The 21471-nt window shown below is 60.3% G+C and carries 22 protein-coding genes and 1 rRNA gene (1 of these 23 running past the window's edge); 16 read left to right on the top strand and 7 right to left on the bottom strand.

Features of this window, described 5'->3' with window-relative positions; all coding sequences use genetic code 11:
• Positions 1 to 29: 29 nt before the first annotated feature.
• Positions 30 to 914, bottom strand: a complete 885-nt coding sequence (gene gluQRS / locus J3P82_RS22015; RefSeq protein WP_434563931.1) for a tRNA glutamyl-Q(34) synthetase GluQRS — start codon at positions 912 to 914, stop codon at positions 30 to 32.
• 149 nt (positions 915 to 1063) lie between these two features.
• A complete protein-coding gene (dksA, locus tag J3P82_RS22010) occupies positions 1064 to 1507 on the bottom strand; it encodes an RNA polymerase-binding protein DksA (protein WP_434558659.1) in 444 nt (147 codons plus the stop codon).
• Positions 1508 to 1844: 337 nt separating this feature from the next.
• On the opposite strand from dksA, the gene J3P82_RS22005 reads away from it, so the two are divergent.
• Positions 1845 to 3017, top strand: coding sequence for a pyridoxal phosphate-dependent aminotransferase (locus tag J3P82_RS22005; RefSeq protein ID WP_434558658.1), 1173 nt, complete (start codon positions 1845 to 1847; stop codon positions 3015 to 3017).
• Positions 3017 to 3775, top strand: a complete 759-nt coding sequence (gene sfsA / locus J3P82_RS22000; protein ID WP_434558657.1) for a DNA/RNA nuclease SfsA — start codon at positions 3017 to 3019, stop codon at positions 3773 to 3775. Before J3P82_RS22005 ends, sfsA begins: the two co-directional genes overlap by 1 nt.
• Here sfsA and J3P82_RS21995 read toward each other — a convergent pair.
• Positions 3731 to 4048, bottom strand: a complete 318-nt coding sequence (locus tag J3P82_RS21995; RefSeq protein ID WP_434558656.1) for a Rieske (2Fe-2S) protein — start codon at positions 4046 to 4048, stop codon at positions 3731 to 3733. The two genes, sfsA and J3P82_RS21995, sit on opposite strands and share 45 nt — an antisense overlap.
• Before the next feature lie 175 nt (positions 4049 to 4223).
• Here J3P82_RS21995 and J3P82_RS21990 point away from each other — a divergent pair, with 175 nt between their 5' ends.
• The 4 genes from J3P82_RS21990 to J3P82_RS21975 are packed head-to-tail and all read left to right on the top strand — an operon-like array spanning position 4224 to position 7762.
• Entirely contained in the window at positions 4224 to 5093 is an 870-nt protein-coding gene (locus tag J3P82_RS21990; RefSeq protein ID WP_434558655.1) for a heme/hemin ABC transporter substrate-binding protein, read from the top strand.
• A gap of 50 nt (positions 5094 to 5143) precedes the next feature.
• The gene (locus J3P82_RS21985; RefSeq protein ID WP_434563929.1) at positions 5144 to 6127 is read left to right on the top strand and encodes a FecCD family ABC transporter permease; all 984 of its coding nucleotides are present in this window, start codon (positions 5144 to 5146) and stop codon (positions 6125 to 6127) included.
• Positions 6127 to 6894 carry a heme ABC transporter ATP-binding protein gene (locus J3P82_RS21980; protein WP_434558654.1) on the top strand — a complete coding sequence of 256 codons (768 nt, stop codon included), beginning with the start codon at positions 6127 to 6129 and terminating at the stop codon, positions 6892 to 6894. Before J3P82_RS21985 ends, J3P82_RS21980 begins: the two co-directional genes overlap by 1 nt.
• A gap of 19 nt (positions 6895 to 6913) precedes the next feature.
• Positions 6914 to 7762, top strand: a complete 849-nt coding sequence (locus J3P82_RS21975; RefSeq protein WP_434558653.1) for a ChaN family lipoprotein — start codon at positions 6914 to 6916, stop codon at positions 7760 to 7762.
• Positions 7763 to 7980: 218 nt separating this feature from the next.
• Here J3P82_RS21975 and J3P82_RS21970 read toward each other — a convergent pair whose 3' ends face one another.
• From J3P82_RS21970 to J3P82_RS21960, 3 genes are all read right to left on the bottom strand, one after another.
• The gene (locus J3P82_RS21970) at positions 7981 to 8253 is read right to left on the bottom strand and encodes a TfoX/Sxy family protein (protein WP_186641519.1); all 273 of its coding nucleotides are present in this window, start codon (positions 8251 to 8253) and stop codon (positions 7981 to 7983) included.
• A gap of 210 nt (positions 8254 to 8463) precedes the next feature.
• Positions 8464 to 8805, bottom strand: a complete 342-nt coding sequence (locus J3P82_RS21965; protein ID WP_434558652.1) for a pentapeptide repeat-containing protein — start codon at positions 8803 to 8805, stop codon at positions 8464 to 8466.
• A gap of 91 nt (positions 8806 to 8896) precedes the next feature.
• Positions 8897 to 10453 carry an AAA family ATPase gene (locus J3P82_RS21960; protein ID WP_434558651.1) on the bottom strand — a complete coding sequence of 519 codons (1557 nt, stop codon included), beginning with the start codon at positions 10451 to 10453 and terminating at the stop codon, positions 8897 to 8899.
• A gap of 129 nt (positions 10454 to 10582) precedes the next feature.
• Here J3P82_RS21960 and mrcB point away from each other — a divergent pair, with 129 nt between their 5' ends.
• From mrcB to J3P82_RS21945, 3 genes are read left to right on the top strand one after another with little or no spacing between them, the layout of a single operon-like run.
• A complete protein-coding gene (gene mrcB, locus J3P82_RS21955; RefSeq protein WP_186613140.1) occupies positions 10583 to 12901 on the top strand; it encodes a penicillin-binding protein 1B in 2319 nt (772 codons plus the stop codon).
• Between the two features lie 16 nt (positions 12902 to 12917).
• A complete protein-coding gene (locus J3P82_RS21950) occupies positions 12918 to 13637 on the top strand; it encodes a hypothetical protein (protein WP_186613142.1) in 720 nt (239 codons plus the stop codon).
• Positions 13637 to 13966: a YqcC family protein gene (locus tag J3P82_RS21945; protein WP_434558650.1), complete on the top strand. Its 330-nt coding sequence runs from the start codon at positions 13637 to 13639 to the stop codon at positions 13964 to 13966. Before J3P82_RS21950 ends, J3P82_RS21945 begins: the two co-directional genes overlap by 1 nt.
• 6 nt (positions 13967 to 13972) lie before the next feature.
• On the opposite strand, the gene J3P82_RS21940 is transcribed toward J3P82_RS21945, so the two are convergent.
• Positions 13973 to 14395: a DUF4124 domain-containing protein gene (locus J3P82_RS21940; RefSeq protein WP_434558649.1), complete on the bottom strand. Its 423-nt coding sequence runs from the start codon at positions 14393 to 14395 to the stop codon at positions 13973 to 13975.
• A 400-nt stretch (positions 14396 to 14795) separates the two neighbouring features.
• Here J3P82_RS21940 and J3P82_RS21935 point away from each other — a divergent pair, with 400 nt between their 5' ends.
• The 7 genes from J3P82_RS21935 to J3P82_RS21905 all read left to right on the top strand — a co-directional run.
• A complete protein-coding gene (locus J3P82_RS21935; protein ID WP_434558648.1) occupies positions 14796 to 16520 on the top strand; it encodes an acetolactate synthase 3 large subunit in 1725 nt (574 codons plus the stop codon).
• Positions 16521 to 16522: 2 nt separating this feature from the next.
• Complete coding sequence (gene ilvN, locus J3P82_RS21930; protein WP_003176102.1) at positions 16523 to 17014, top strand: acetolactate synthase small subunit; 492 nt, start codon at positions 16523 to 16525, stop codon at positions 17012 to 17014.
• Between the two features lie 48 nt (positions 17015 to 17062).
• Positions 17063 to 18079 carry a ketol-acid reductoisomerase gene (gene ilvC / locus J3P82_RS21925; RefSeq protein ID WP_434558647.1) on the top strand — a complete coding sequence of 339 codons (1017 nt, stop codon included), beginning with the start codon at positions 17063 to 17065 and terminating at the stop codon, positions 18077 to 18079.
• 144 nt (positions 18080 to 18223) lie between these two features.
• Positions 18224 to 19069, top strand: a complete 846-nt coding sequence (pssA, locus tag J3P82_RS21920) for a CDP-diacylglycerol--serine O-phosphatidyltransferase (RefSeq protein WP_186613151.1) — start codon at positions 18224 to 18226, stop codon at positions 19067 to 19069.
• Between the two features lie 75 nt (positions 19070 to 19144).
• On the top strand, positions 19145 to 20158 hold the full coding sequence (msrP, locus tag J3P82_RS21915; protein WP_434558646.1) for a protein-methionine-sulfoxide reductase catalytic subunit MsrP: 1014 nt from the start codon (positions 19145 to 19147) through the stop codon (positions 20156 to 20158).
• Positions 20158 to 20781 (top strand): protein-methionine-sulfoxide reductase heme-binding subunit MsrQ, encoded by a 624-nt coding sequence (gene msrQ / locus J3P82_RS21910; protein WP_434558645.1) that lies wholly within the window; start codon positions 20158 to 20160, stop codon positions 20779 to 20781. The genes msrP and msrQ overlap by 1 nt, the downstream gene beginning before the upstream one ends.
• A 539-nt stretch (positions 20782 to 21320) precedes the next feature.
• Positions 21321 to 21471 (top strand): 16S ribosomal RNA (locus tag J3P82_RS21905); it runs 1386 nt beyond the window's last position.

Genomic DNA, 21471 nt, shown 5'->3' with positions numbered 1-21471 from the left:
AACGGATGGGCGCCAAGCTGCAAGGGCCGTCAACGTATTTGCGCTTCGGGCAAGGTCAGCGTGCGTGGGATCAGCGTCGCATCCCAGTGACGCGAGCCCCAATCCAGCAGCTCCCGAGGGTTGGCGTCGTCCATCTCGCAAGGCGGTTGTTGGCCCAGCGCCCTTAATGCTCGCAACAGCAGCGGCGCGGCCTGATCGGCGGCCAGCGGTGGCGAGCGGTAGCTTTTGCCGAGCTTGTGCCCGTCCGGCTGGGTAATCAACGGCACGTGCAGGTAGCGCGGTTGCGGCAATCCGAGCAGCTCTTGCAGGTAGAGCTGGCGCGGCGTGGAGTCCAGCAGATCGGCGCCCCGCACGATATCGGTGACCCCCTGCCAGGCATCGTCCAGCACCACGGCCAACTGGTAGGCATAGAGTCCGTCGCGACGGCGGATCACGAAGTCACCGGCTTCGCGACCCAGGTGCTGGCGGAACTCGCCCTGGACCCGGTCGATGAAATGATATTCGAGCTCGGGGACGCGCAGGCGGATGGCCGCGTCCTCGGTATCGTGGCCGGCGTTACGGCAAAGGCCCGGGTAAATGCCTTGATACGGTTCCAGTTGCTTGCGCGAACAGGTACAGGCGTAGGCCAGGCCTTGGCTGAACAAACGATCGATAACCTGCTGGTAGGTTTCATGGCGGTCGCTCTGGCGCACCATTTCGCCGTCCCATTCAAAGCCGTAGCTTTCCAGCGCCTTGAGGATTGCCACTTGCGCGCCGGGTTCTTCCCTTGGCGGATCAAGGTCCTCCATGCGCAACAACCAGCGCCCGCCCACCGCCCGGGCGTCGAGGTACGAGGCCAGCGCGGCGACCAGCGAGCCGAAATGCAGGTGGCCGCTTGGGGTGGGGGCGAAGCGCCCGATATAGGAGGCGGTAATGGTCATAGGGCGCAGGTTACTGAGTCCAAGCCGGTAGAAATACACATTTTGCGATCTGATTGTCCCCGACCGGGTTTTGCCTGCTGGCGAAACGTCGGAAACAAAAAACGGAGCGTATGAACGCTCCGTTTCAATGACAGCCCCGGCGATTATTTGCCGACCTGTTTTTCCTTGATTTCCGCTAGGGTCTTGCAGTCGACGCACATGTCAGCGGTCGGACGTGCTTCCAGTCGCTTGACGCCGATCTCGACGCCGCACGACTCGCACCAGCCATACTCTTCGTCTTCGATCAATTGCAACGTCTTGTCGATTTTCTTGATCAGCTTGCGTTCACGGTCACGGGCACGCAGTTCGAGGCTGAATTCTTCTTCCTGGCTGGCACGGTCGGCCGGGTCGGGGAAGTTGGCAGCGTCGTCCTTCATATGGTCCACGGTGCGGTCGACTTCCTGCATCAAGTCCTGTTTCCACTTATTCAGGATCTTGGTGAAGTGCGCGCGCATCGGGGCGCCCATGTACTCTTCGCCCGGTTGTGGGATATACGGCTCAAACCCGCTGAGCGACTGATTTTGATTCTGCTTTGCTTGGGTGGGCATGAATGGACCGCCTCTACTCTTGTAATCCACTACGCAGGATTGCTCCATCACCGACACCTGCCGGCCCTGCGGCTGCAAGCGGGCGAACTTACCAGATCAAATCGGGCCGCGCTACTCCCGGTTGTCGAGCCTGCAGCGGCCGGGCCCTGTAAAACGTGGCCGGGTTCGCGTCGGTGGGGATGCAATCCTGCTCAATGCTTGATTCTAGTCAAGCCTGGGCCAATCGCCGGAACCATTTCCAGCGATCTACGGGCTAGGACCGCTTTCGATTCGCGCTCGTTCCCGCACCGGTTCCGGAGTTGGGTAGAATCGGTTCTTTTCAGGCGAAGGAAGGCTAATGGCCCAGCCCTACAGTGCACGCAGCCGTGCCATCGAACCTTTCCATGTCATGGCGCTGCTGGCGCGCGCCAACGAATTGCAGGCCGCCGGGCACGATGTCATTCACTTGGAAATCGGCGAGCCGGACTTCACCACCGCCGAGCCGATCATCCGTGCCGGCCAGGCCGCCCTGTCAGCGGGCAAGACCCGTTACACCGCTGCGCGCGGCATTCCCGAACTGCGCGAGGCGATCGCCGGTTTTTATGCTCAGCGCTACGGCGTGGACATCGATGCCCGGCGCGTCCTGGTCACCCCGGGAGGTTCTGGCGCGTTGCTGCTGACCAGCGCCTTGCTGGTGGATCCAGGCAAGCATTGGCTGTTGGCCGACCCGGGCTATCCGTGCAACCGCCACTTCCTGCGCTTGATCGAAGGCGCGGCGCAACTGGTGCCGGTAGGGCCGGACGTGCGCTATCAATTGACCCCGGACCTGGTGGATCGCCATTGGGACCAGGACAGCGTGGGGGCATTGGTGGCATCGCCGGCCAATCCGACCGGGACGATCCTCAGTCGCGATGAAATGGGCGGTCTGTCGAAGACCATCAAGGCGCGCAACGGCCATCTGGTGGTGGATGAGATCTATCACGGCCTGACCTACGGCACCGATGCCGCCAGCGTGCTGGAAGTCGATGACGACGCATTTGTCCTCAATAGTTTTTCCAAGTATTTCGGCATGACCGGTTGGCGGCTCGGTTGGCTGGTGGCTCCTTCGGCCGCTGTCGGTGAGCTGGAGAAACTCGCGCAGAACCTCTACATCAGTGCGCCGAGCATGGCCCAGTACGCGGCTCTGGCCTGCTTCGAGCCGGCAACCATCGAGATTTTCGAGCAGCGTCGGGCCGAGTTCACGCGGCGCCGCGACTTCCTGCTGCCCGCCTTGCGTGAGTTGGGGTTCGGCATTGCGGTCGAGCCCCAGGGCGCGTTTTACCTGTACGCCGACATCAGTGCATTCGGCGGCGATGCCTTTGCGTTCTGCCAGCATTTTCTTGAAACCGAACACGTGGCGTTCACGCCGGGACTGGATTTCGGTCGCCATCAGGCCGGCCACCATGTGCGTTTCGCCTATACCCAAAGCCTGCCGCGGCTTCAGGAAGCAGTGGAGCGAATTGGACGTGGATTACGGAGCTGGCAAGGCTGATGCGTTTCTCTCCTGATTTGGAAGAAGGACGGCTGATTCGACGTTACAAGCGTTTTTTGGCCGATATCGAGACCGTTCACGGCGAAGTGATGACGATTCACTGCCCTAACACCGGTTCGATGCTCAATTGCATGGCCGAGGGTGCGCGCGTCTGGTTCAGCCGCTCCAGCGATCCCAAGCGCAAGTTGCCCGGCACCTGGGAGATCGGCGAAACCCCACAGGGACGGTTGGCCTGCATTAATACGGCGCGGGCCAACGCCCTGATCGAGGAAGCGCTGCGCGCCGGTGTCATCCGCGAACTGAACGGTTTTACCGGCTTGAAGCGGGAAGTCGCCTACGGCGTGGAAAACAGTCGTATCGACTTTCGACTGGACTACGCTGATCACAGCTCGGCCTGGGTCGAGGTCAAGAGCGTCACCCTGGGTTTCGACGGTACAAACGTGGCGGCGTTTCCCGATGCGGTGACACTGCGCGGAGCCAAGCACCTGAGGGAGCTTGCCTGTCTGGCCCGGCAAGGCGTGCGCGCCGTGCAGTTGTATTGCGTGAACCTGAGCGGCATCGACGCGGTGCGCCCGGCGCAGGAAATCGATCCTGTCTATGCCGCCGCGTTGCGCGAGGCGGTGGCAGCAGGGGTGGAAGTACTGGCTTATGGCGTGACCTTGACGCCGCAGCAGATGTGGGTGGATTGCCGGCTTCCGGTGCTGTTGGAACCGCTACAGGTCGACCCAGAGGCCTTGATTGTCCTCCCGACTTTCTAGCGCCGCGAGGAATTGGCCTGCACAGGGCCCCGCGACGCATTCGCCGCTTTCGATCAGAAACAGCGCGCCATGGATAGCGCATTGGATCAGGCTGGCGCTGGTGTCGAGGAACTGGTCGGGTTGCCATTCCAATGGCACGCCGCGATGCGGGCATCGATTCAAATAGACGTAGGCCTGGCCTGCACGGCGCACGGCCAGCAGCTTGCGCCCCTCGATGTCGAAGCCGCGACTGCCGTTGTCGGGCAGCTCGGCGGCGGCACACAGAAATTTCATGGCGTTCTCGAACGGTGAGCGGGCTCGCTCGATTTGGATGTGTCGGGAAGTGTCCGCGCTTGACGGTCAAATGAAAACAATTATCAAATGGCGCCTCCTTCGCAGGTGACAGGATACTGGGTCCGAAGGGTTCCATGTTCAGCCCTGCGAAAAACATCCCTAAGGAAGCTGCCTGATGCGCCTGAATGTTCGCGTTGCTGCGCTCTGTCTCGTCCTGCTCGCCGGCCAGCAAGCGCTGGCTGCCGATCTGCCGCAACGCTGGGTAAGCGCTGGCGGTGCCTTGTCGGAGTGGGTCAGTGCGCTCGGCGGGGAATCGAAACTGGTGGGGGTGGACACCACCAGCCAACATCCCGAATCGTTGCGGGCGCTTCCCAGTATTGGCTATCAGCGACAGCTCTCGGCGGAGGGCGTGCTGAGCTTGCGTCCGCAGATCCTGGTGGGTACTGAAGAAATGGGGCCGTCTCCGGTGCTGGCGCAAATCCGCAGCGCGGGCGTGCAAGTCGAACTGTTCTCGGCGGCGCCGAGCCTGGCGGCGCTGCAAGCCAATTTGCGGCACTTGGGACAATTATTGGGCGCCGAGGCCAAGGCCGCGGCCTTGTTCGGGGGTTATGAACAGCAACTCGCCGAGCACGGCGCCCGGTTAAACGAAGCCCGGCTCAAGCAAAAGTCGCCGGGCGTATTGCTGCTGGTGGGCAATGCTGGCGGCAAGACGCTGATCGCTGGCAAGGACACCGCCGCCGATTGGCTGCTGCAACAGGCCGGCGGTCAGAACCTGGCGACCCACAGCGGTTACAAACCTTTCTCCCTGGAAACCTTGGCCAGCCTGAATCCTGAAGTGCTGGTGTTCGCTGATCGTGCCTTGAGCGGAGAAGAAGCCCGCGTGGCGCTGTTCAAGGAAAACCCAATCCTATCTTCGACCCGGGCCGCCAAAGACGGGCGCGTCATGGCGCTGGATCCTACGCTGCTGGTCGGCGGATTAGGCCCGAGATTGCCGCAAAGCCTGGAGGCGTTGACGAACGGGTTCTACCCGGCCAAGAAGCCATGACGACATTGCTCAAGCCGCGCGCGTTGTTCATCGGCCTGGGACTGCTGTGTCTGTTGGCGACCTGGCTGTCCCTGGCCTTGGGGCCGGTGAGCTTGCCCCTGTTCGATACCGCGCGTGTCGCCTTGCGCCTGTTGGGACTGCCGGTTGACGCCGATGGGCTGGAGCAGGCCGAGCTGATCCTTGGCCAGATTCGCCTGCCGCGCACCTTGCTGGGGCTGGCGGTGGGCGGTGTATTGGCGCTTTCCGGCGTGGCGATGCAAGGGCTGTTTCGCAATCCCCTGGCCGATCCGGGGCTGGTGGGCGTATCCAGCGGCGCGGCGCTGGGTGCCGCTTTTGCGATTGTCGGTGGCTCGGCGCTGGGTGGGTTGCCCGAAGCGTTGGGGCCCTACGTGTTGTCGTTGTTTGCGTTTATTGGCGGCCTCGGGGTGACGGCACTGGTCTATCGCCTTGGTCGGCGCAACGGCCAGACGCATGTCGCCACCATGCTTCTGGCGGGTATTGCCCTGACCGCGCTGTCCGGCTCGGCGGTCGGCTTGTTCACTTACCTGGCGGACGATGCGACGTTGCGGACCCTGACATTCTGGAACCTGGGCAGCTTGAACGGGGCCAGCTATGCGCGGTTATGGCCTTTGCTGCTGGTCAGCGCGGGCGTGGCGATCTGGTTGCCACGTCGAGCGCGGGCGCTCAATGCATTGCTGCTCGGCGAGTCTGAAGCCGCGCACCTGGGCATTGATGTCGAACGGCTCAAGCGGGAGTTGGTGTTCTGCACGGCATTGGGCGTTGGGGCAGCGGTCGCGGCGGCTGGAATGATCGGCTTTGTCGGGTTGGTGGTGCCGCATCTGGTGCGGCTGATGGCCGGGCCCGACCATCGCATCCTGTTACCCGCCTCTGTGCTGGCCGGCGCGAGCCTGCTGTTGTTTGCCGACCTCGTGGCGCGCCTGGCGTTATCTCCCGCGGAGTTGCCGATTGGCATCGTCACGGCTTTCATAGGGGCGCCGTTCTTTCTTTATCTCCTGTTGCGAGGGCGCGCCTGATGTTGCGAGCGCAGGACTTGCACATTCATCGTGGTCGGCAAACGGTATTGGCGCAGGTCGACCTGGAACTCATTCCCGGCCAGGTGCTGGGCGTGCTCGGCCCCAACGGTGCGGGTAAAAGCACTTTGCTCGCCGGGCTCTGCGGCGAGTTGCGCCCGGCCCAGGGAGAGGTTTGGCTGGATGACCGGCCTTTGGCCCAATGGGACGGTACCGAGCGTGCCCGGCGCCTGGCCGTGTTGCCACAGTCCTCGACGCTGGATTTTGCGTTCCGTGTAGAAGAAGTGGTCGGCATGGGGCGTCTGCCTCATCAGAGCGGCCAGGTGCGTGACGCGCAAATCGTCGAGTCGGCATTGCAGGCCGCCGACGCTGCGCATTTGCAAGGCCGCAACTACCTGAACCTGTCTGGCGGCGAGCGCCAGCGGGTGCACCTGGCGCGCGTGCTGGCGCAGTTATGGCCAGGAGAAGCGGGGCAGACCTTGTTGCTGGACGAACCGACCTCGATGCTCGATCCGCTGCATCAGCACACCATCTTGCAAGCGGTGCGTGAGTTTGCCGGTCGCGGCGCGGCGGTGTTGGTCATCCTGCATGACCTGAACCTGGCGGCGCGCTACTGCGATCGCCTGTTACTGCTCGCCTCGGGCCGTCCGGTGGCCCTGGACACGCCCCGGCACGTGCTGCGCCCGGAGCCGCTCAAAGCGGTGTTTGGCCTGGACGTGTTGGTGCAATCTCATCCTGAGCGCGGGCATCCATTGATCATTGCCCGCTGAGGTTACCTGGAGAACGCCGATGCGCCTGTTGCTTGTCCTGGCTTTGAGTCTGTTGGCGGCGTGTCAAACGGTTGCACCGCCAGCGGTTGACGGGCGGATCCGCGATTTGCAAAACGACCAATTCGTCACACCACAAATGCTGGTTGAACGGCTGGCAGTGGCTCATCGGGTGGTGCTGGGGGAGCAGCACGACAATCGTGACCACCATGCGCTGCAAGGTTGGTTGCTCAAGGCCTTGGCCGACCAGCGTGCCCAAGGCAGCTTGCTCTTGGAAATGCTCACGCCGCGCCAGCAGCCGCGGGTGGACGCGGTTCGCCGGTTACCGGCCTTGCCTGAGGATCTGCCCGAGGCACTGGATTGGTCGCCGGGTTGGGATTGGAGCCTGTATGGGCCAGTCGTCGAGTTCGCCCTGGCGCAGCCTTATCCGGTATTGGCTGCCAATCTTGATAACGATGAAATCCGACAGGTCTATCGCCGGGCTCCCGCCTTGAGCGGTGTTCATGCCAATACGGCCGCTGTGAGAACCGTGCTGCTGGAGCAAATCCGCGAATCCCACTGTGACCTGCTGCCGGAATCGCAAATGCCGGCGATGTTGGCTGTCCAGCAGCAGCGTGACCGGCGCATGGCCGAGCGATTGCTTGAGGCGCCGACACCGGCGTTGTTGCTCACTGGCGCCTGGCACGCCAGAAGGGATGTCGGCGTGCCGTTGCATGTGCTTGATCTGGGGGGCAGCGACGCCCCCGTCGTCCTGATGCTGGCCGAGGAGGGTAGTGAGGTCACGGCGGCCATGGCGGATTACGTGTGGTACACCCCGGCTACGCCCCCTCAGGATTATTGCGCTCAGATGCGCGAACAGCAGGAAAAGTGATTCTTGCGGGCAAAAAAAGACCCGGCAAAAGCCGGGTCAAATAACCGTGATTAGCCTGATGAGGAGATATCTGAGAGTCCGAACCAAGGGCTGTTCAAATATCGACCAGTCTCGCGACCGGATGTGCTAATCATAGCGATTCTCATTACCATGTCAAACACTGTTTTCCGATTTCTCGAAATCTTTGGCTGCAACACTGCGCATGGGTACAAAAATGGTCAGGCTTTGTGGCGCGCCGCCAGGGCGTCCAGCTGTTTATTAAGGGCTTCCTTGCGCTCAGGGGGAATATCGTTCCAATGCATGTCCATCAGCGCGCCCTCGATGGCGTACAGCAATACTTTGGAAGCGCGGAAGCCGCGAGTGCGAACGGCGCGATAGGCGTCCACCGCACCGAGCCGACGTAGGTCCGAGGCGCTGTGAATGCCGGCGGCGTGCAGCCACTGGGCTGATGTCTTGCCCAGGTTCTTTAGATGTTGCAGTTCGTCATTCATCGAGCCTCCTTGCGAACGGCCGACTGGTGCAGTGGGCAAGCTTCTCAGGAGTGTAGCGCTCAGTAGGAAAAGCGTGATTCTTTGGTGGGATGCGGCGCAAAAGCTTCTAATGCATTACGCACGATGGTCAGGATGACGGCAAAAGCCATCCTCCAGCGCGGGCGGGAGCGCTGGAGATTGTTTCTTGCTAGGGCACGGGGTGCCGCTAGTTCAGCGGGTGCGGTAGCGCAGGCGCGTGCCGAAATTCATCGACATCAGGATCTCGTCGGCGGACAGCTCGGGCGGAAAGTAGGCACCGGAAATCTGCGCGTGAGCGAGGCTCGCCCCTTCAAGTGACGACTTGCGAAAGTCGATGCCGCGCAAATCGGCGGAGCGGAAGTAGGCGTCAGTGAAATCCACGTCGTCTGCGTTCAGTTCCCGCAGGTCGAGGCCGCGAAAATCGCCGCCGCGCATGTCCACCGGGCCTTGAGGACGTTCACTGTTGAAGCCGGCAATATCATCCTTACGCAGCAAGGCATAAAGCGGGGTGTCGAGAAGCTTGGGATGACTCATGTCAGATCACCTGATGGTTTTATGACGCCAGTATAGTGCCATCACTTAATAGCCGTGAAGCCGGGCGTCGCTTCACGGCTGAAATAGTTGCTTACAGACCCGGCAAGCGTTGGCGAATCTGCGCAACCACGACATCCAAGGTACCACTTTCGTTGGTTTGGACCCGTTTGCTGCAGAGGATTTCAGCTGGCGTCAGGGCTTCGCGGCTGGCCTGCTGGGAGGCGATGACGCCAAGGTTTGCGTCGGATGGATCATTCTGGTCGGCTTGGCGCTGGGCGAGCCTGCTTTCGATCACCGCTTGCGGCGCGTCGCAATCGAGGATCAGGAACGGCGCGCCCGTGCCTTCGGCGATTTTGGCTGCGGCGTCGCGCTGATCATGCTTGAGGTAGGTGGCGTCGATCACCACCGGGAAACCGGCGTGCAGGATCGAATCGGCAATTTCATGCAGGCGGTTGTACGTGGCGCCGCTGGCATCGCTGCTATAAATGCCGGCTTGTGGGTCGTTCGGTACTTGCTGCTCACCGAACAGGCGCTTGCGCTCCACGTCCGAGCGCAGGCGAATCGCACCCAGTGCCTCTACCAGGCGCATTGCAACGTGGCTTTTACCGACGGCCGAAATGCCGTGGGTAATCGCAAGGAAGCGCGATGGAATGGTGCTGTAGCTTTCGGCCAGGTTGGCGTAGTTGCGGTATTGGCGCAGGGTGGTTGCGCGTTGTACCGGGTCGGCTTCGGCGGGCATGCTGAACAGCGCGACCTTGGCGCGGACCAGGGCGCGGTAGGCTTTATAGAAGTTGAGCAGCTCCAGGCCCCGGTAATCGCCTGTCAGTTCCAGATACTGGCTGACGAACCGCCGCGCCAACGACTTGAGGCCCCGGTCTTCCAAGTCCATCGCCAGGAAGGCGGTGTCGGCGTAGACGTCAGTGAAGCGGAATGGCTCGTTGAATTCGATGCAATCGAAAATCACCACGTTGCTGTCGATCAGGGTGATGTTGCCCAGATGGATGTCGCCGTGGCATTCACGGGTGAAGCCTTCGGTCTTGCGCTGTGCCAGCAGCGGCTTGAGGCGTTCGAAGCTGCTTTCGGCCCAGGCTTGCAGGGCTTCAAGTTGCAGCAGGTCTGCCTTGTCGCTGAGGAATGGACGGATCTGTTCGAAGTTCTGTCGCACCGGCGCCATGACGCTGTCCGGTGTACCTGCGGCGTTATCGGTGGGCACCTTGGGCGTCGAGAGGTGGAACTGGGCAATCTGCGCGGCCATTTCGTCGATATGCGCAGTGGTCAGCTCGCCGTTGGCCTGCAGCGTGCTGAGCAATTGACTCTGTGGGAACTGACGCATCTTCAGGGCGTATTCGATGGCCGGGCCGTCACCGCCCAGGCTTGGCGCTTCGGCGCTGCCGGCAATAGGCAGCACTTCCAGGTACAGATCCTGGGTCAAGCGCTGGTTCAGGCGCAACTCTTCGTCACAGAAATGCTTGCGTGCCTCGAGGCTGGTGAAATCAAGGAAGCCGAAGTTGACCGGCTTCTTGAATTTGTAAGCGTAGGGCCCCGTGAGCAATACCCAGGAAATATGGGTCTCGATGACCTGGAACCCTTCGACGGGATGCGTGAAAAGGGCGGGGTTTTGCAGGGCAGCGATCAGTGATTGGCTCACGGGCGATCCTTCAGAGTCTGGAAAAATTCAAGGCCGTCATTATGGCGGCAAGCGGCGCTAACGCAAACCGGATGACCTGTGTGGTTGGGCTCATGTTGAAGCGCAGCAAAGTGCGTATAATCCGCCGCCATGACTCGTACCCGATCCCCCCGCACCCCTAAAAAACCACCCGCCAGCCGCTTGCGGCCTTGGCTGGGCTGGGCCCTTAAACTCGGCCTGGTGGGCCTCGTCGTGCTCGCCGGTTTTGCCGTTTACCTTGACGCCGTGGTCCAGGAGAAATTCTCCGGCAAGCGCTGGACCATACCGGCCAAGGTCTACGCTCGGCCGCTGGAGCTGTTTGTCGGACAAAAGCTGAGCCGGGATGATTTCCTGACCGAACTTGATGCTTTGGGTTATCGCCGTGAAAGCGTTGCCAATGGCCCGGGCGCGGCCTCGATCAATGGCAATACCGTCGACCTCAACACTCGCGGCTTCCAGTTTTATGAAGGGATGGAGCAGGCGCAACCAGTGCGGGTGCGCTTCTCCGGCGACTACGTGGCGGCGTTGACCGGCGCCAACAACGCCAAGCTGTCCGTGGTGCGCCTTGAGCCGCTATTGATTGGCGGCTTGTACCCCAAGAACCTCGAAGACCGGATCCTGATCAAGATCGACCAGGTGCCGCCGTTCTTGCTCGAGACCCTGATCGCTGTCGAGGACCGGGATTTCTATCATCACTTTGGCGTATCGCCCAAGTCGATTGCGCGGGCTGTCTGGGTCAATACGTCCGCCGGCCACATGCGCCAGGGCGGTAGTACGCTGACGCAACAGCTGGTCAAGAACTTCTACCTGACCAACGAGCGCAGCCTGACGCGAAAGCTGACCGAAGCCATGATGGCGCTGTTGCTGGAGCTGCACTACAGCAAGCCGGAAATTCTCGAGGCTTACCTCAATGAAGTGTTCGTCGGCCAGGACGGCCAGCGCGCGGTGCACGGTTTCGGCCTGGCCAGCCAGTTCTTCTTCAGCCAGCCGCTGTCCGAGCTCAAGCTGCACCAGGTGGCGTTGCTGGTCGGCATGGTCAAGGGGCCATCTTCCTACAACCCGCGTCGCAATCCGGAACGTGCCCTCGAGCGACGCAACCTGGTGCTCGACCTGTTGCAGCAACAAGGCGTGGCGACAGCCGAGCAGGTCGAGGCAGCGAAAAAGATGCCGCTGGGCGTGACCAAGCGCGGCAGCCTGGCGGACAGCTCGTTTCCCGGTTTCATGGACCTGGTCAAGCGTCAGCTGCGCGAAGACTACCGTGACGAAGACTTGACCGAAGAAGGCCTGCGGATCTTCACCAGTTTCGACCCGATCCTGCAGATGAAGGCCGAGGCTTCGGTCAACGATACCTTCAAGCGATTGGCGGGGCGCAAGGGCTCCGATGAAGTCGAAGCCGCCATGGTGGTGACCAACCCGGAAACCGGCGAAGTCCAGGCGATGATCGGCAGCCGACAGGCCAGTTATGCTGGCTTCAACCGGGCATTGGACGCCGTGCGCCCGATCGGCTCGTTGATCAAGCCGGCGGTTTATCTGACCGCCCTGGAAAAACCGAGCCAATACACGCTGACCAGTTGGCTGTCCGACGAGTCATTCTCGATCAAGGGCGCGGACGGTCAGGTCTGGACGCCACAAAACTATGATCGTCGTCCCCACGGAACGGTGTTCCTGTATCAGGGACTGGCGCATTCGTACAACCTCTCGACCGCTCGGCTCGGGCTGGAAGTTGGCGTGCCAAACGTGCTCAAGACCTTGGCGCGCCTGGGGGTGACTCGCGAGTTCCCGGCGTTCCCATCGATGCTGTTGGGGGCCGGCGGCCTGACTCCGATTGAAGTGGCCGCCATGTACCAGACCCTGGCCAACGGCGGCTTCAATACCCCGATGCGCGGTATTCGCAGTGTGCTCACCGCTGACGGCGAGCCACTCAAGCGATATCCGTTCCAGGTCCAGCAGCGCTTCGATCCTGCTTCCATTTACCTGATCCAGAGCGCCATGCAGCGCGTCATGCGTGAAGGCACCGGCAGCTCGGTCTACAACGTGCTTCCGCGAACCCTGACGCTGGCGGGCAAGACCGGCACCAGTAACGATTCGCGCGACAGTTGGTTCGCCGGGTTCAGCCAGGATTTGCTGGCGGTGGTCTGGCTTGGACGCGACGATAACGGCAAGACGCCGTTCACCGGCGCCACCGGTGCGTTGCAGGTGTGGACCAGTTTCATGCGCAAGGCCGATCCGTTGCCGCTGGATATGCCGCAGCCGGACAACATCGTCCAGGCCTGGGTCGATTCGCGCACCGGACAAGGTTCCGACGCCAATTGCCCGGGCGCCGTCCAGATGCCGTATATTCGCGGCAGCGAACCGCCGCCCGGCCCAGCATGCGGCGGTCAGAATCCCGCCGAATCGGTGATGGATTGGGTCAAGGATTGGATGAATTAAGCAAAGAGGGTTTCAAGTGAATAAGTGGTTGATTCCAGCGGTAACCGCCGTGGCTTTGCTCAGTGGCTGCTCTACCGTACAGCGCGGTTCGATTCCGGTTGTCGACTCCGGCACCGCCGTGTCCAATAGCGAGCGCGTCTCGGCCAACGGTGGTTTCCGTCAAACGACGGTGAAGCGGCCAGTGCAGGGCCAGACGCAGGCGATCCCGCAAGGCGACACGGGTGTCGTGGTGATGGTGCCCGGTGGCGGTGCGACAACTTCGGCGCCGATCAGCAGCGCGCCGATTACCCCAGGCCCTATCACGCCGGGGCCTATCGAAACCTCGCCGATCGACCAGGGCAGCTACAACATGCCGTCGACGCCGAGCAGCATTCCTTCGGCCAGTTCGGGTGGTTTGTCAGCCGATGAGCAACTGGACGGCCCGGTGTTGGCACTGTTGACCACCGCTCAACAGCAGCAGGCCGGAGGTGACCTCAATGGTGCATCTTCCAGCCTCGAGCGCGCCCAGCGTGTAGCGCCGCGCGAACCTCAGGTCCTTTATCGACTGGCGCAGGTGCGCATGGCCCAGGGTGATGCGCCGCAAGCCGAACAACTGGCCCGTCGCGGCCTGACATTCTCCAGCGGTCGCCCGGCACTTCAGGCAAGTCTTTGGGAGCTGATTGCCCAGGCTCGCGAGAAGCAAGGCGATTCCGCAGGCGCGGCATTGGCTCGCCAGAAGGCCAAGGTTTCACTCTGATGGACGTGCGTTTTCCCCAGATCGCCGATCAATTGCTGCTGATTGAGCGTGAACTGCGTGTCCAGGGTTGGTGGAGCGATGTTTCCCCCTCGGCCGAGGCGCTGGCGAGTGTCGAGCCGTTCGCGGTCGATACCTTGGACTTCGAGCAATGGCTGCAATGGATCTTCTTGCCGCGGATGAAGGCTATCCTCGAAAACGACCTGCCGCTGCCCAATGCCTCAGGCATCCTGGCCATGGCGGAAATGGTCTATGCGCAGCGGCCAGGGCAGGGCGTCGAATTGCAGCGACTGTTGGCGCAGTTCGACCAGTTGATCAGTGACGCCAGCTGACTGCCTTTATTGGCAGTGTTCTTCGACCTGGGTACGGGTCTCATCGATGCGCTGGCGCCGTTCTTCATCAGTGAGGCGGCGCATTTCGCCTTCCACGTCCTCCCGCACCCTGGGGTTGTTCTGCAGTTGCGCCAGGTTGGTCCGGGCTTGCTCGCAGAACGCCTTGAGTTGGGCTTCCTGTTCCTCGACTTGCTGTTTCACCTGTTGGTCGATGGCTTTCTGGTCGCCGATTACCCCGCCCGACGCGGGCGCCGGTGGTTTGGGCGCCGGAGGGGAAGATTTGCCCACCGTCGTGGCCTGCACCCCTTCGGGCGGCTGGGCGCCAAAGTGCGTAACGCCTTGGTTATCCACCCATTTATAGATCTGGCCGGCCATGCTCATCGAGCTCAGGCCAACCAGCAGGCTGGCCATCAATAACATCATTCGCATGCTGTTTCCTTGTCCTGGGTTGCGCAATTGAAGCTAACAGAGTAGCCGTTTAAAGGTTTTTTCTTGCGTTCTCATGTGCTTACTTCAATAAAGCACATTGACGACTTGACTTGCAGAGGGCGAAACAGAAGAATCCAAAGTCCGCTGTAGAGGGACTGCCAGAAGCAGACCCACTCGGCAGATCATGAGGCGCACATCCGCGCCGACCTGTTACACCCGCAACGCGTTACCTCGCGCTGGGTGGGAAAGGCCCGCAACACTTGGGACGATCCCAATACTTGCTCAGTCAGTGCTGACGTAGTCGGCGACCACCGTCGCTCATGCTCTGCCGAGAAGTAAACCTATTAAGACCCGTCCCCTTTTCGTGGGTCGGTATTCTGGCGTTTTAGAGGTGAACAACGTGGAGCTTTTATCTGGCGGTGAGATGCTCGTCCGCTTCTTGCGTGACGAAGGCGTCAAATATATCTATGGGTACCCCGGCGGTGCTCTTCTTCATGTCTACGATGCCCTGTTCAAAGAACCGGAAGTGACCCACATCCTGGTTCGTCATGAGCAAGCGGCCACCCACATGGCTGACGGCTACGCCCGTGCCACCGGCAAGGCCGGCGTGGTTCTGGTGACATCCGGCCCTGGCGCCACGAACGCTATTACCGGTATTGCCACGGCCTACATGGACTCGATTCCCATGGTGATCATTTCCGGCCAGGTGCCTAGCACCATGGTGGGTACCGACGCGTTCCAGGAAACCGACATGATCGGTATCTCCCGGCCAATCGTGAAGCACAGCTTCATGATCAAGCATGCGTCGGAAATCCCGGAAGTCATGAAGAAAGCTTTCTACCTGGCCGAGTCCGGTCGACCAGGCCCGGTCGTGGTCGACGTGCCGAAAGACATGACCAACCCGGCCGAGAAGTTCGAATACATCTACCCGAAAAAAGCCAAGCTGCGCTCTTACAGCCCGGCCGTACGTGGTCACTCGGGGCAAATCCGCAAGGCTGCAGAAATGCTCCTGGCGGCCAAGCGCCCCGTGCTTTATGCCGGTGGTGGTGTAATTCTCGGCGGTGGCTCCGCGCCGCTGACCGAGTTGGCAAAGATGCTCAACCTGCCGGTCACCAACACGCTGATGGGGCTTGGCGCCTACCCGGGCACCGATCGTCAGTTCATCGGTATGCTCGGCATGCATGGCAGCTACACCGCCAACCTGGCGATGCACCATGCCGATGTGATCCTGGCGGTTGGCGCGCGCTTCGATGACCGTGTCATCAACGGCCCGGCGAAATTCTGCCCGAATGCCAAGATCATCCACATCGACATCGACCCGGCGTCGATCTCCAAGACCATCAAGGCAGATGTGCCGATTGTCGGTCCGGTAGAGAGCGTCCTGACCGAGATGGTCGCCATCCTCAAGGAAATCGGCGAGGCCCCGAACAAGGAGTCCGTAGCCGCCTGGTGGAAGCAGGTTGATGAGTGGCGTGGCGATCGAGGCCTGTTCCCTTACGACAAGGGCGACGGCAGCGTGATCAAGCCGCAAACCGTCATCGAGACCCTGTGCGAAGTGACCAATGGCGATGCCTTCGTGACCTCCGACGTGGGTCAGCACCAGATGTTCGCGGCGCAATATTACAAGTTCAACAAACCCAACCGTTGGATCAACTCCGGCGGCCTGGGCACCATGGGCTTCGGCTTCCCGGCGGCCATGGGCGTGAAGTTGAGCTTTCCGGACAGCGATGTCGCCTGCGTCACGGGCGAAGGCAGCATCCAGATGAATATCCAGGAACTGTCGACCTGCCTGCAGTACGGTTTGCCAGTGAAAATCGTCAACCTGAACAACGGTGTGCTGGGAATGGTTCGCCAGTGGCAGGACATGAGCTACGGCAGTCGTCATTCGCATTCCTACATGGAATCGTTGCCGGACTTCGTCAAGCTGGTCGAAGCCTATGGTCACGTGGGTATCCGTATCACCGACCTGAAAGATTTGAAATCCGGGCTTGAAGAAGCATTTGCGATGAAGGATCGCCTGGTATTCCTCGACATCAAGGTCGATACCAGCGAGCACGTCTACCCGATGCAGATCAAAGACGGCTCCATGCGTGATATGTGGCTGAGCAAGACGGAGCGTACCTAATCATGCGACACATTATTTCCTTGCTTCTGGAAAACGAACCGGGTGCGCTGTCTCGTGTTGTGGGTCTGTTCTCGCAGCGCAACTACAACATCGAAAGCCTGACCGTGGCACCGACGGAGGACCCGACCTTGTCGCGCCTGACGTTGACCACCGTAGGTCACGATGAGGTCATCGAGCAGATCACCAAGAACCTGAACAAGCTGATCGAGGTGGTCAAGCTGGTGGACCTGTCGGAAAGCGCTCACATCGAGCGTGAACTGATGCTGGTCAAGGTCAAGGCCACCGGCGCCCAACGCGCCGAGATCAAACGTACTACCGATATTTATCGTGGGCAGATCGTCGATGTCAGCGCCAGCGTCTATACCGTTCAACTGACCGGTACCAGCGACAAGCTCGACAGCTTCATCCAATCGATCGGCACTGCCTCGATTCTCGAAACCGTACGCAGTGGCGTCACCGGGATTGCCCGTGGCGACAAAGTACTGAGCATCTAATAAACCAAATTAGCGAATGGCCTGAACGGCCGGATATAGGGGAAATTCATGAAAGTTTTCTACGATAAAGACTGCGACCTGTCGATCATCCAGGGCAAGAAAGTCGCCATCATCGGCTACGGTTCCCAAGGTCACGCCCAGGCGTGCAACCTGAAGGATTCCGGCGTTGACGTGACTGTCGGCCTGCGTAAAGGCTCGGCCACCGTTGCCAAGGCCGAGGCCCATGGCCTGAAAGTCACCGACGTGGCCTCTGCCGTTGCCGCTGCCGACCTGGTCATGATCCTGACCCCGGACGAGTTCCAGTCCGCCCTGTACGAGAACGAAATCGAGCCGAACATCAAGAAGGGCGCCACCCTGGCCTTCTCCCACGGCTTCGCGATCCACTACAACCAAGTCGTGCCACGTGCCGACCTCGACGTGATCATGATCGCGCCGAAAGCTCCGGGCCACACCGTACGTTCCGAGTTCGTCAAGGGCGGCGGTATCCCTGACCTGATCGCGATCTACCAGGACGCCTCGGGCAACGCCAAGAATGTAGCCTTGTCCTACGCTGCCGGTGTCGGTGGCGGTCGTACCGGCATCATCGAAACCACTTTCAAAGACGAGACTGAAACCGACCTGTTCGGCGAACAAGCCGTTCTGTGCGGTGGTACCGTCGAGCTGGTCAAGGCCGGTTTCGAAACCCTGGTCGAAGCGGGCTACGCGCCAGAAATGGCTTACTTCGAGTGCCTGCACGAACTGAAGCTCATCGTCGACCTCATGTACGAAGGCGGTATCGCCAACATGAACTACTCGATCTCCAACAACGCCGAATACGGCGAGTACGTGACCGGTCCGGAAGTCATCAACGCCGAGTCCCGCCAGGCGATGCGCAACGCCCTGAAACGCATTCAGGACGGCGAATACGCCAAGATGTTCATCAGCGAAGGCGCCACCGGCTATCCTTCGATGACCGCCAAGCGTCGCAACAACGCCGCTCACGGCATCGAAATCATTGGTGAGCAACTGCGCTCCATGATGCCGTGGATCGGTGCCAACAAGATCGTCGACAAAGCCAAGAACTGAGTCGCGAGGTTGTTTGAAGAAACGCGGCCCAGGCCGCGTTTTTTCGTTTGGGCATCGGCTTCTGGTATAAAGCTGCATCGTTTGCGGCCGAACCGTCGGCCCAGGCACCTGTCGAATTTTTCACACCGTTGCAAGGTATTGTCCATGAGCGAACGTCCCGACGAGCCGAACCAGGCTCCTGACGCCGAAAGCCTGTTGCCTATCGACGAGCATGTCGAAGAAGGCCATGACGCTGAAGGCCGTAAGGTCCGGCATCGTGGCATCTATCTGCTGCCGAACCTGTTCACCACCGCGAACCTGTTCGCCGGTTTCTATTCCATCATCAGTTCCATGAGCGCCCAGGCCGCCTTGAGCGCTGGTGACAGCGCAGGGGCGAGCCGTTACTTCGCGTTCGCCGCCATTGCGATATTTGTCGCCATGGTGCTTGATGGCCTGGACGGGCGCGTGGCCCGCATGACCAACACCCAGAGCGCATTTGGCGCCGAATACGATTCGCTGTCCGACATGGTTGCGTTCGGTGTCGCCCCGGCCTTGCTGGCGTTTGGTTGGGCCCTGGGCGACATGGGCAAGGTCGGCTGGATGGTTGCCTTCATCTATGTCGCCGGTGCTGCACTGCGCCTGGCGCGTTTCAACACCCAGGTCGGCACCGCCGACAAGCGTTACTTCATTGGTCTTGCCAGTCCGGCGGCGGCGGGTGTCGTGGCGGGGGTGGTCTGGGCATTCAGCGATTTTGGCATCCAGGGGTCGAAGATGTCCTTCCTGGTGGCTTTATTGGTCGCGGCGGCGGGGATGCTGATGGTCAGTAACATCAAGTACAACAGCTTCAAGGAGCTCGATCTCAAGGGGCGCGTGCCGTTCGTGGCGATCCTGGCGGTGGTGTTGGTCTTTGCCGTGGTATTCAGTGATCCACCGCGTATCTTGTTGTTGGTATTCCTCGCCTATGCGGCTTCCGGCCCGGTGCAATATTTGCTGCGTCTTCGCCGACGCTAAATGTTGCCTTAATGTAATTTCACCCATACTCCGCAGTCTATTGGTGCATCTGCCCTCCAATGCTGCGGAGTTGTCATGCTAATCAAGATCCCCAAGTCGTCCGACTGTCGCGAGTCTGACGTCACGCCTGAATCGATCTATCTTTCCCGTCGCCAGATGCTCGGTGCAACCATGGCGGGTCTCGCCGTGAGCAGCTTGCCGCAGTGGGCCAGCGCTGCCGATGCGGCGCGTTATGCCGATGTCGAGCCCGGCAAGGCGCCGTCCTGGTTAGCCGAGAAACTTACTTCTACCCAATGGGGCGCTGTGACGGTCAAGGATGAGCCTATCACGCCGTTCAAGGATGCCACCCACTACAACAACTTCTATGAGTTCGGAACCGATAAGGGGGACCCGGCGGCCAACGCTGGGTCGCTGCAAACCGAGCCCTGGAGCGTGGTTGTGGACGGTGAGGTAAGCAAGCCAGGGCGCTATGGGTTGGAGGACTTCATGAAGCCTTATCAGTTGGAGGAGCGGATTTACCGACTGCGCTGTGTCGAGGCCTGGTCGATGGTTATTCCTTGGGTCGGCTTCCCCATCTCCGCATTGCTCAAGCAAGTCGAGCCTACATCCAGCGCCAAGTACATTCGCTTCGAAACCCTGCAGGATCCCAAGAGCATGCCCGGCCAGCGTTCAGGCTTCGCGTTGATCGACTGGCCTTACGTGGAAGGCCTGCGATTGGATGAGGCAATGAACCCGTTGGCTATCCTGGCGGTGGGGATGTACGGGCGGGAGTTGCCGAACCAGAACGGCGCGCCCCTGCGGTTGGTGGTTCCGTGGAAGTACGGTTTCAAAAGTGTGAAGTCCATTGTGCGCATCAGTTTGGTGAGCGAGCAGCCGAAGACCACGTGGCAAAGCATTGCGTCTGACGAGTACGGCTTCTATGCCAACGTCAATCCAACAGTCGATCATCCGCGCTGGACCCAGGCGCGCGAACGTCGCCTGCCGAGCGGGCTGCTCCGTCCCAATGTCCGCGATACATTGATGTTCAACGGCTATCAGGATGAAGTCGCTTCCTTATATGCGGGGATGGATTTGAGGAAGGACTACTGATGCGTTTTCCAGCCTGGCGAATCAGCGTTTTCATCGCGGTGGCGGTCTGGCCTTTGTTCTGGCTTTACGAGGCCTTGATGAATGCGTTGGGTCCTGACCCGGGCAAAGTGCTGGTGGATCGACTCGGGTTGGGGACGCTGATTTTGTTGTTAGTCACCTTGAGCATGACGCCGTTGCAGAAGTTGACGGGGTGGGCGGGGTGGATCGCGGTCAGGCGCCAGTTGGGGTTGTGGTGCTTCGCTTATGTTGTGCTGCATTTGAGCGGATACGCGGCGTTCATACTAGGTTTCGACTGGTCGCAGTTGGGAGTCGAGCTGAGTAAGCGGCCTTACATCATCGTTGGGGCGCTTGGGTTCCTCGGTTTGCTGGTGTTGGCGGTCACCTCCAATCGTTATAGCCAGCGGCGACTGGGTGTCCGCTGGAAGAAATTGCATCGCCTGGTTTATCCAATTCTAGGGCTTGGGTTACTGCATATGCTGTGGATCGTGCGTGCGGACCTCAAGGAGTGGGCGATATACGCCTTGATAGGAGCCTTGCTATTAGTGTTGAGGCTCCCTTCGGTTACGCGCCGGATCCCGCGTTTGCTGGGTAAGAAAGTCCCTTCTGCAATAAAAGCGAAATAAAGGGTTGACGGCAAATCCTGGGTGTCTATAATTCGCCCCACTTCCGGCGCAGTCGAAACGGAAAACTCCTTGAGTTTCAACGAGTTAAGTAGGTTTCGATGTAAGCGTGCTTCAGTTCGTCGAGGCACGGAAGGAGCGGGTAGAGTGGCGTTGTTTGGCTCTATCGGCGGTTCGATCTTTTCGGTCGAAAGCGGAGAAAAAGAGGTGTTGACAGCAGCGACTAACGCTGTAGAATTCGCCTCCCGCTAACGAGAGATCGGAAGCGCAAGTGGTTGAAGTTGATAAGGAAACTTTGAAAACTTCTAAAAATAACCGCTTGACAGATACACAAGGCGCTGTAGAATGCGCGCCTCGGTTGAGACGAAAGACTCAGCCAACCGCTCTTTAACAACTGAATCAAGCAATTCGTGTGGGTGCTTGTGGAGTCAGACTGCTAGTCAACAGATTATCAGCATCACAAGTTACTCCGCGAGAAATCAAAGATGTAACCAACGATTGCTGAGCCAAGTTTAGGGTTTTCTCAAAACCCAAAGATGTTTGAACTGAAGAGTTTGATCATGGCTCAGATTGAACGCTGGCGGCAGGCCTAACACATGCAAGTCGAGCGGTAGAGAGGTGCTTGCACCTCTTGAGAGCGGCGGACGGGTGAGTAATGCCTAGGAATCTGCCTGGTAGTGGGGGATAACGCTC

This window comes from Pseudomonas sp. Z4-20 (genome assembly GCF_051131955.1).
In the GTDB taxonomy this organism is placed as follows: domain Bacteria; phylum Pseudomonadota; class Gammaproteobacteria; order Pseudomonadales; family Pseudomonadaceae; genus Aquipseudomonas; species Aquipseudomonas marvdashtae.
The sequence above is the reverse complement of the archived record's forward strand: the minus strand, read 5'-3'. Positions and strand labels throughout refer to the sequence as shown.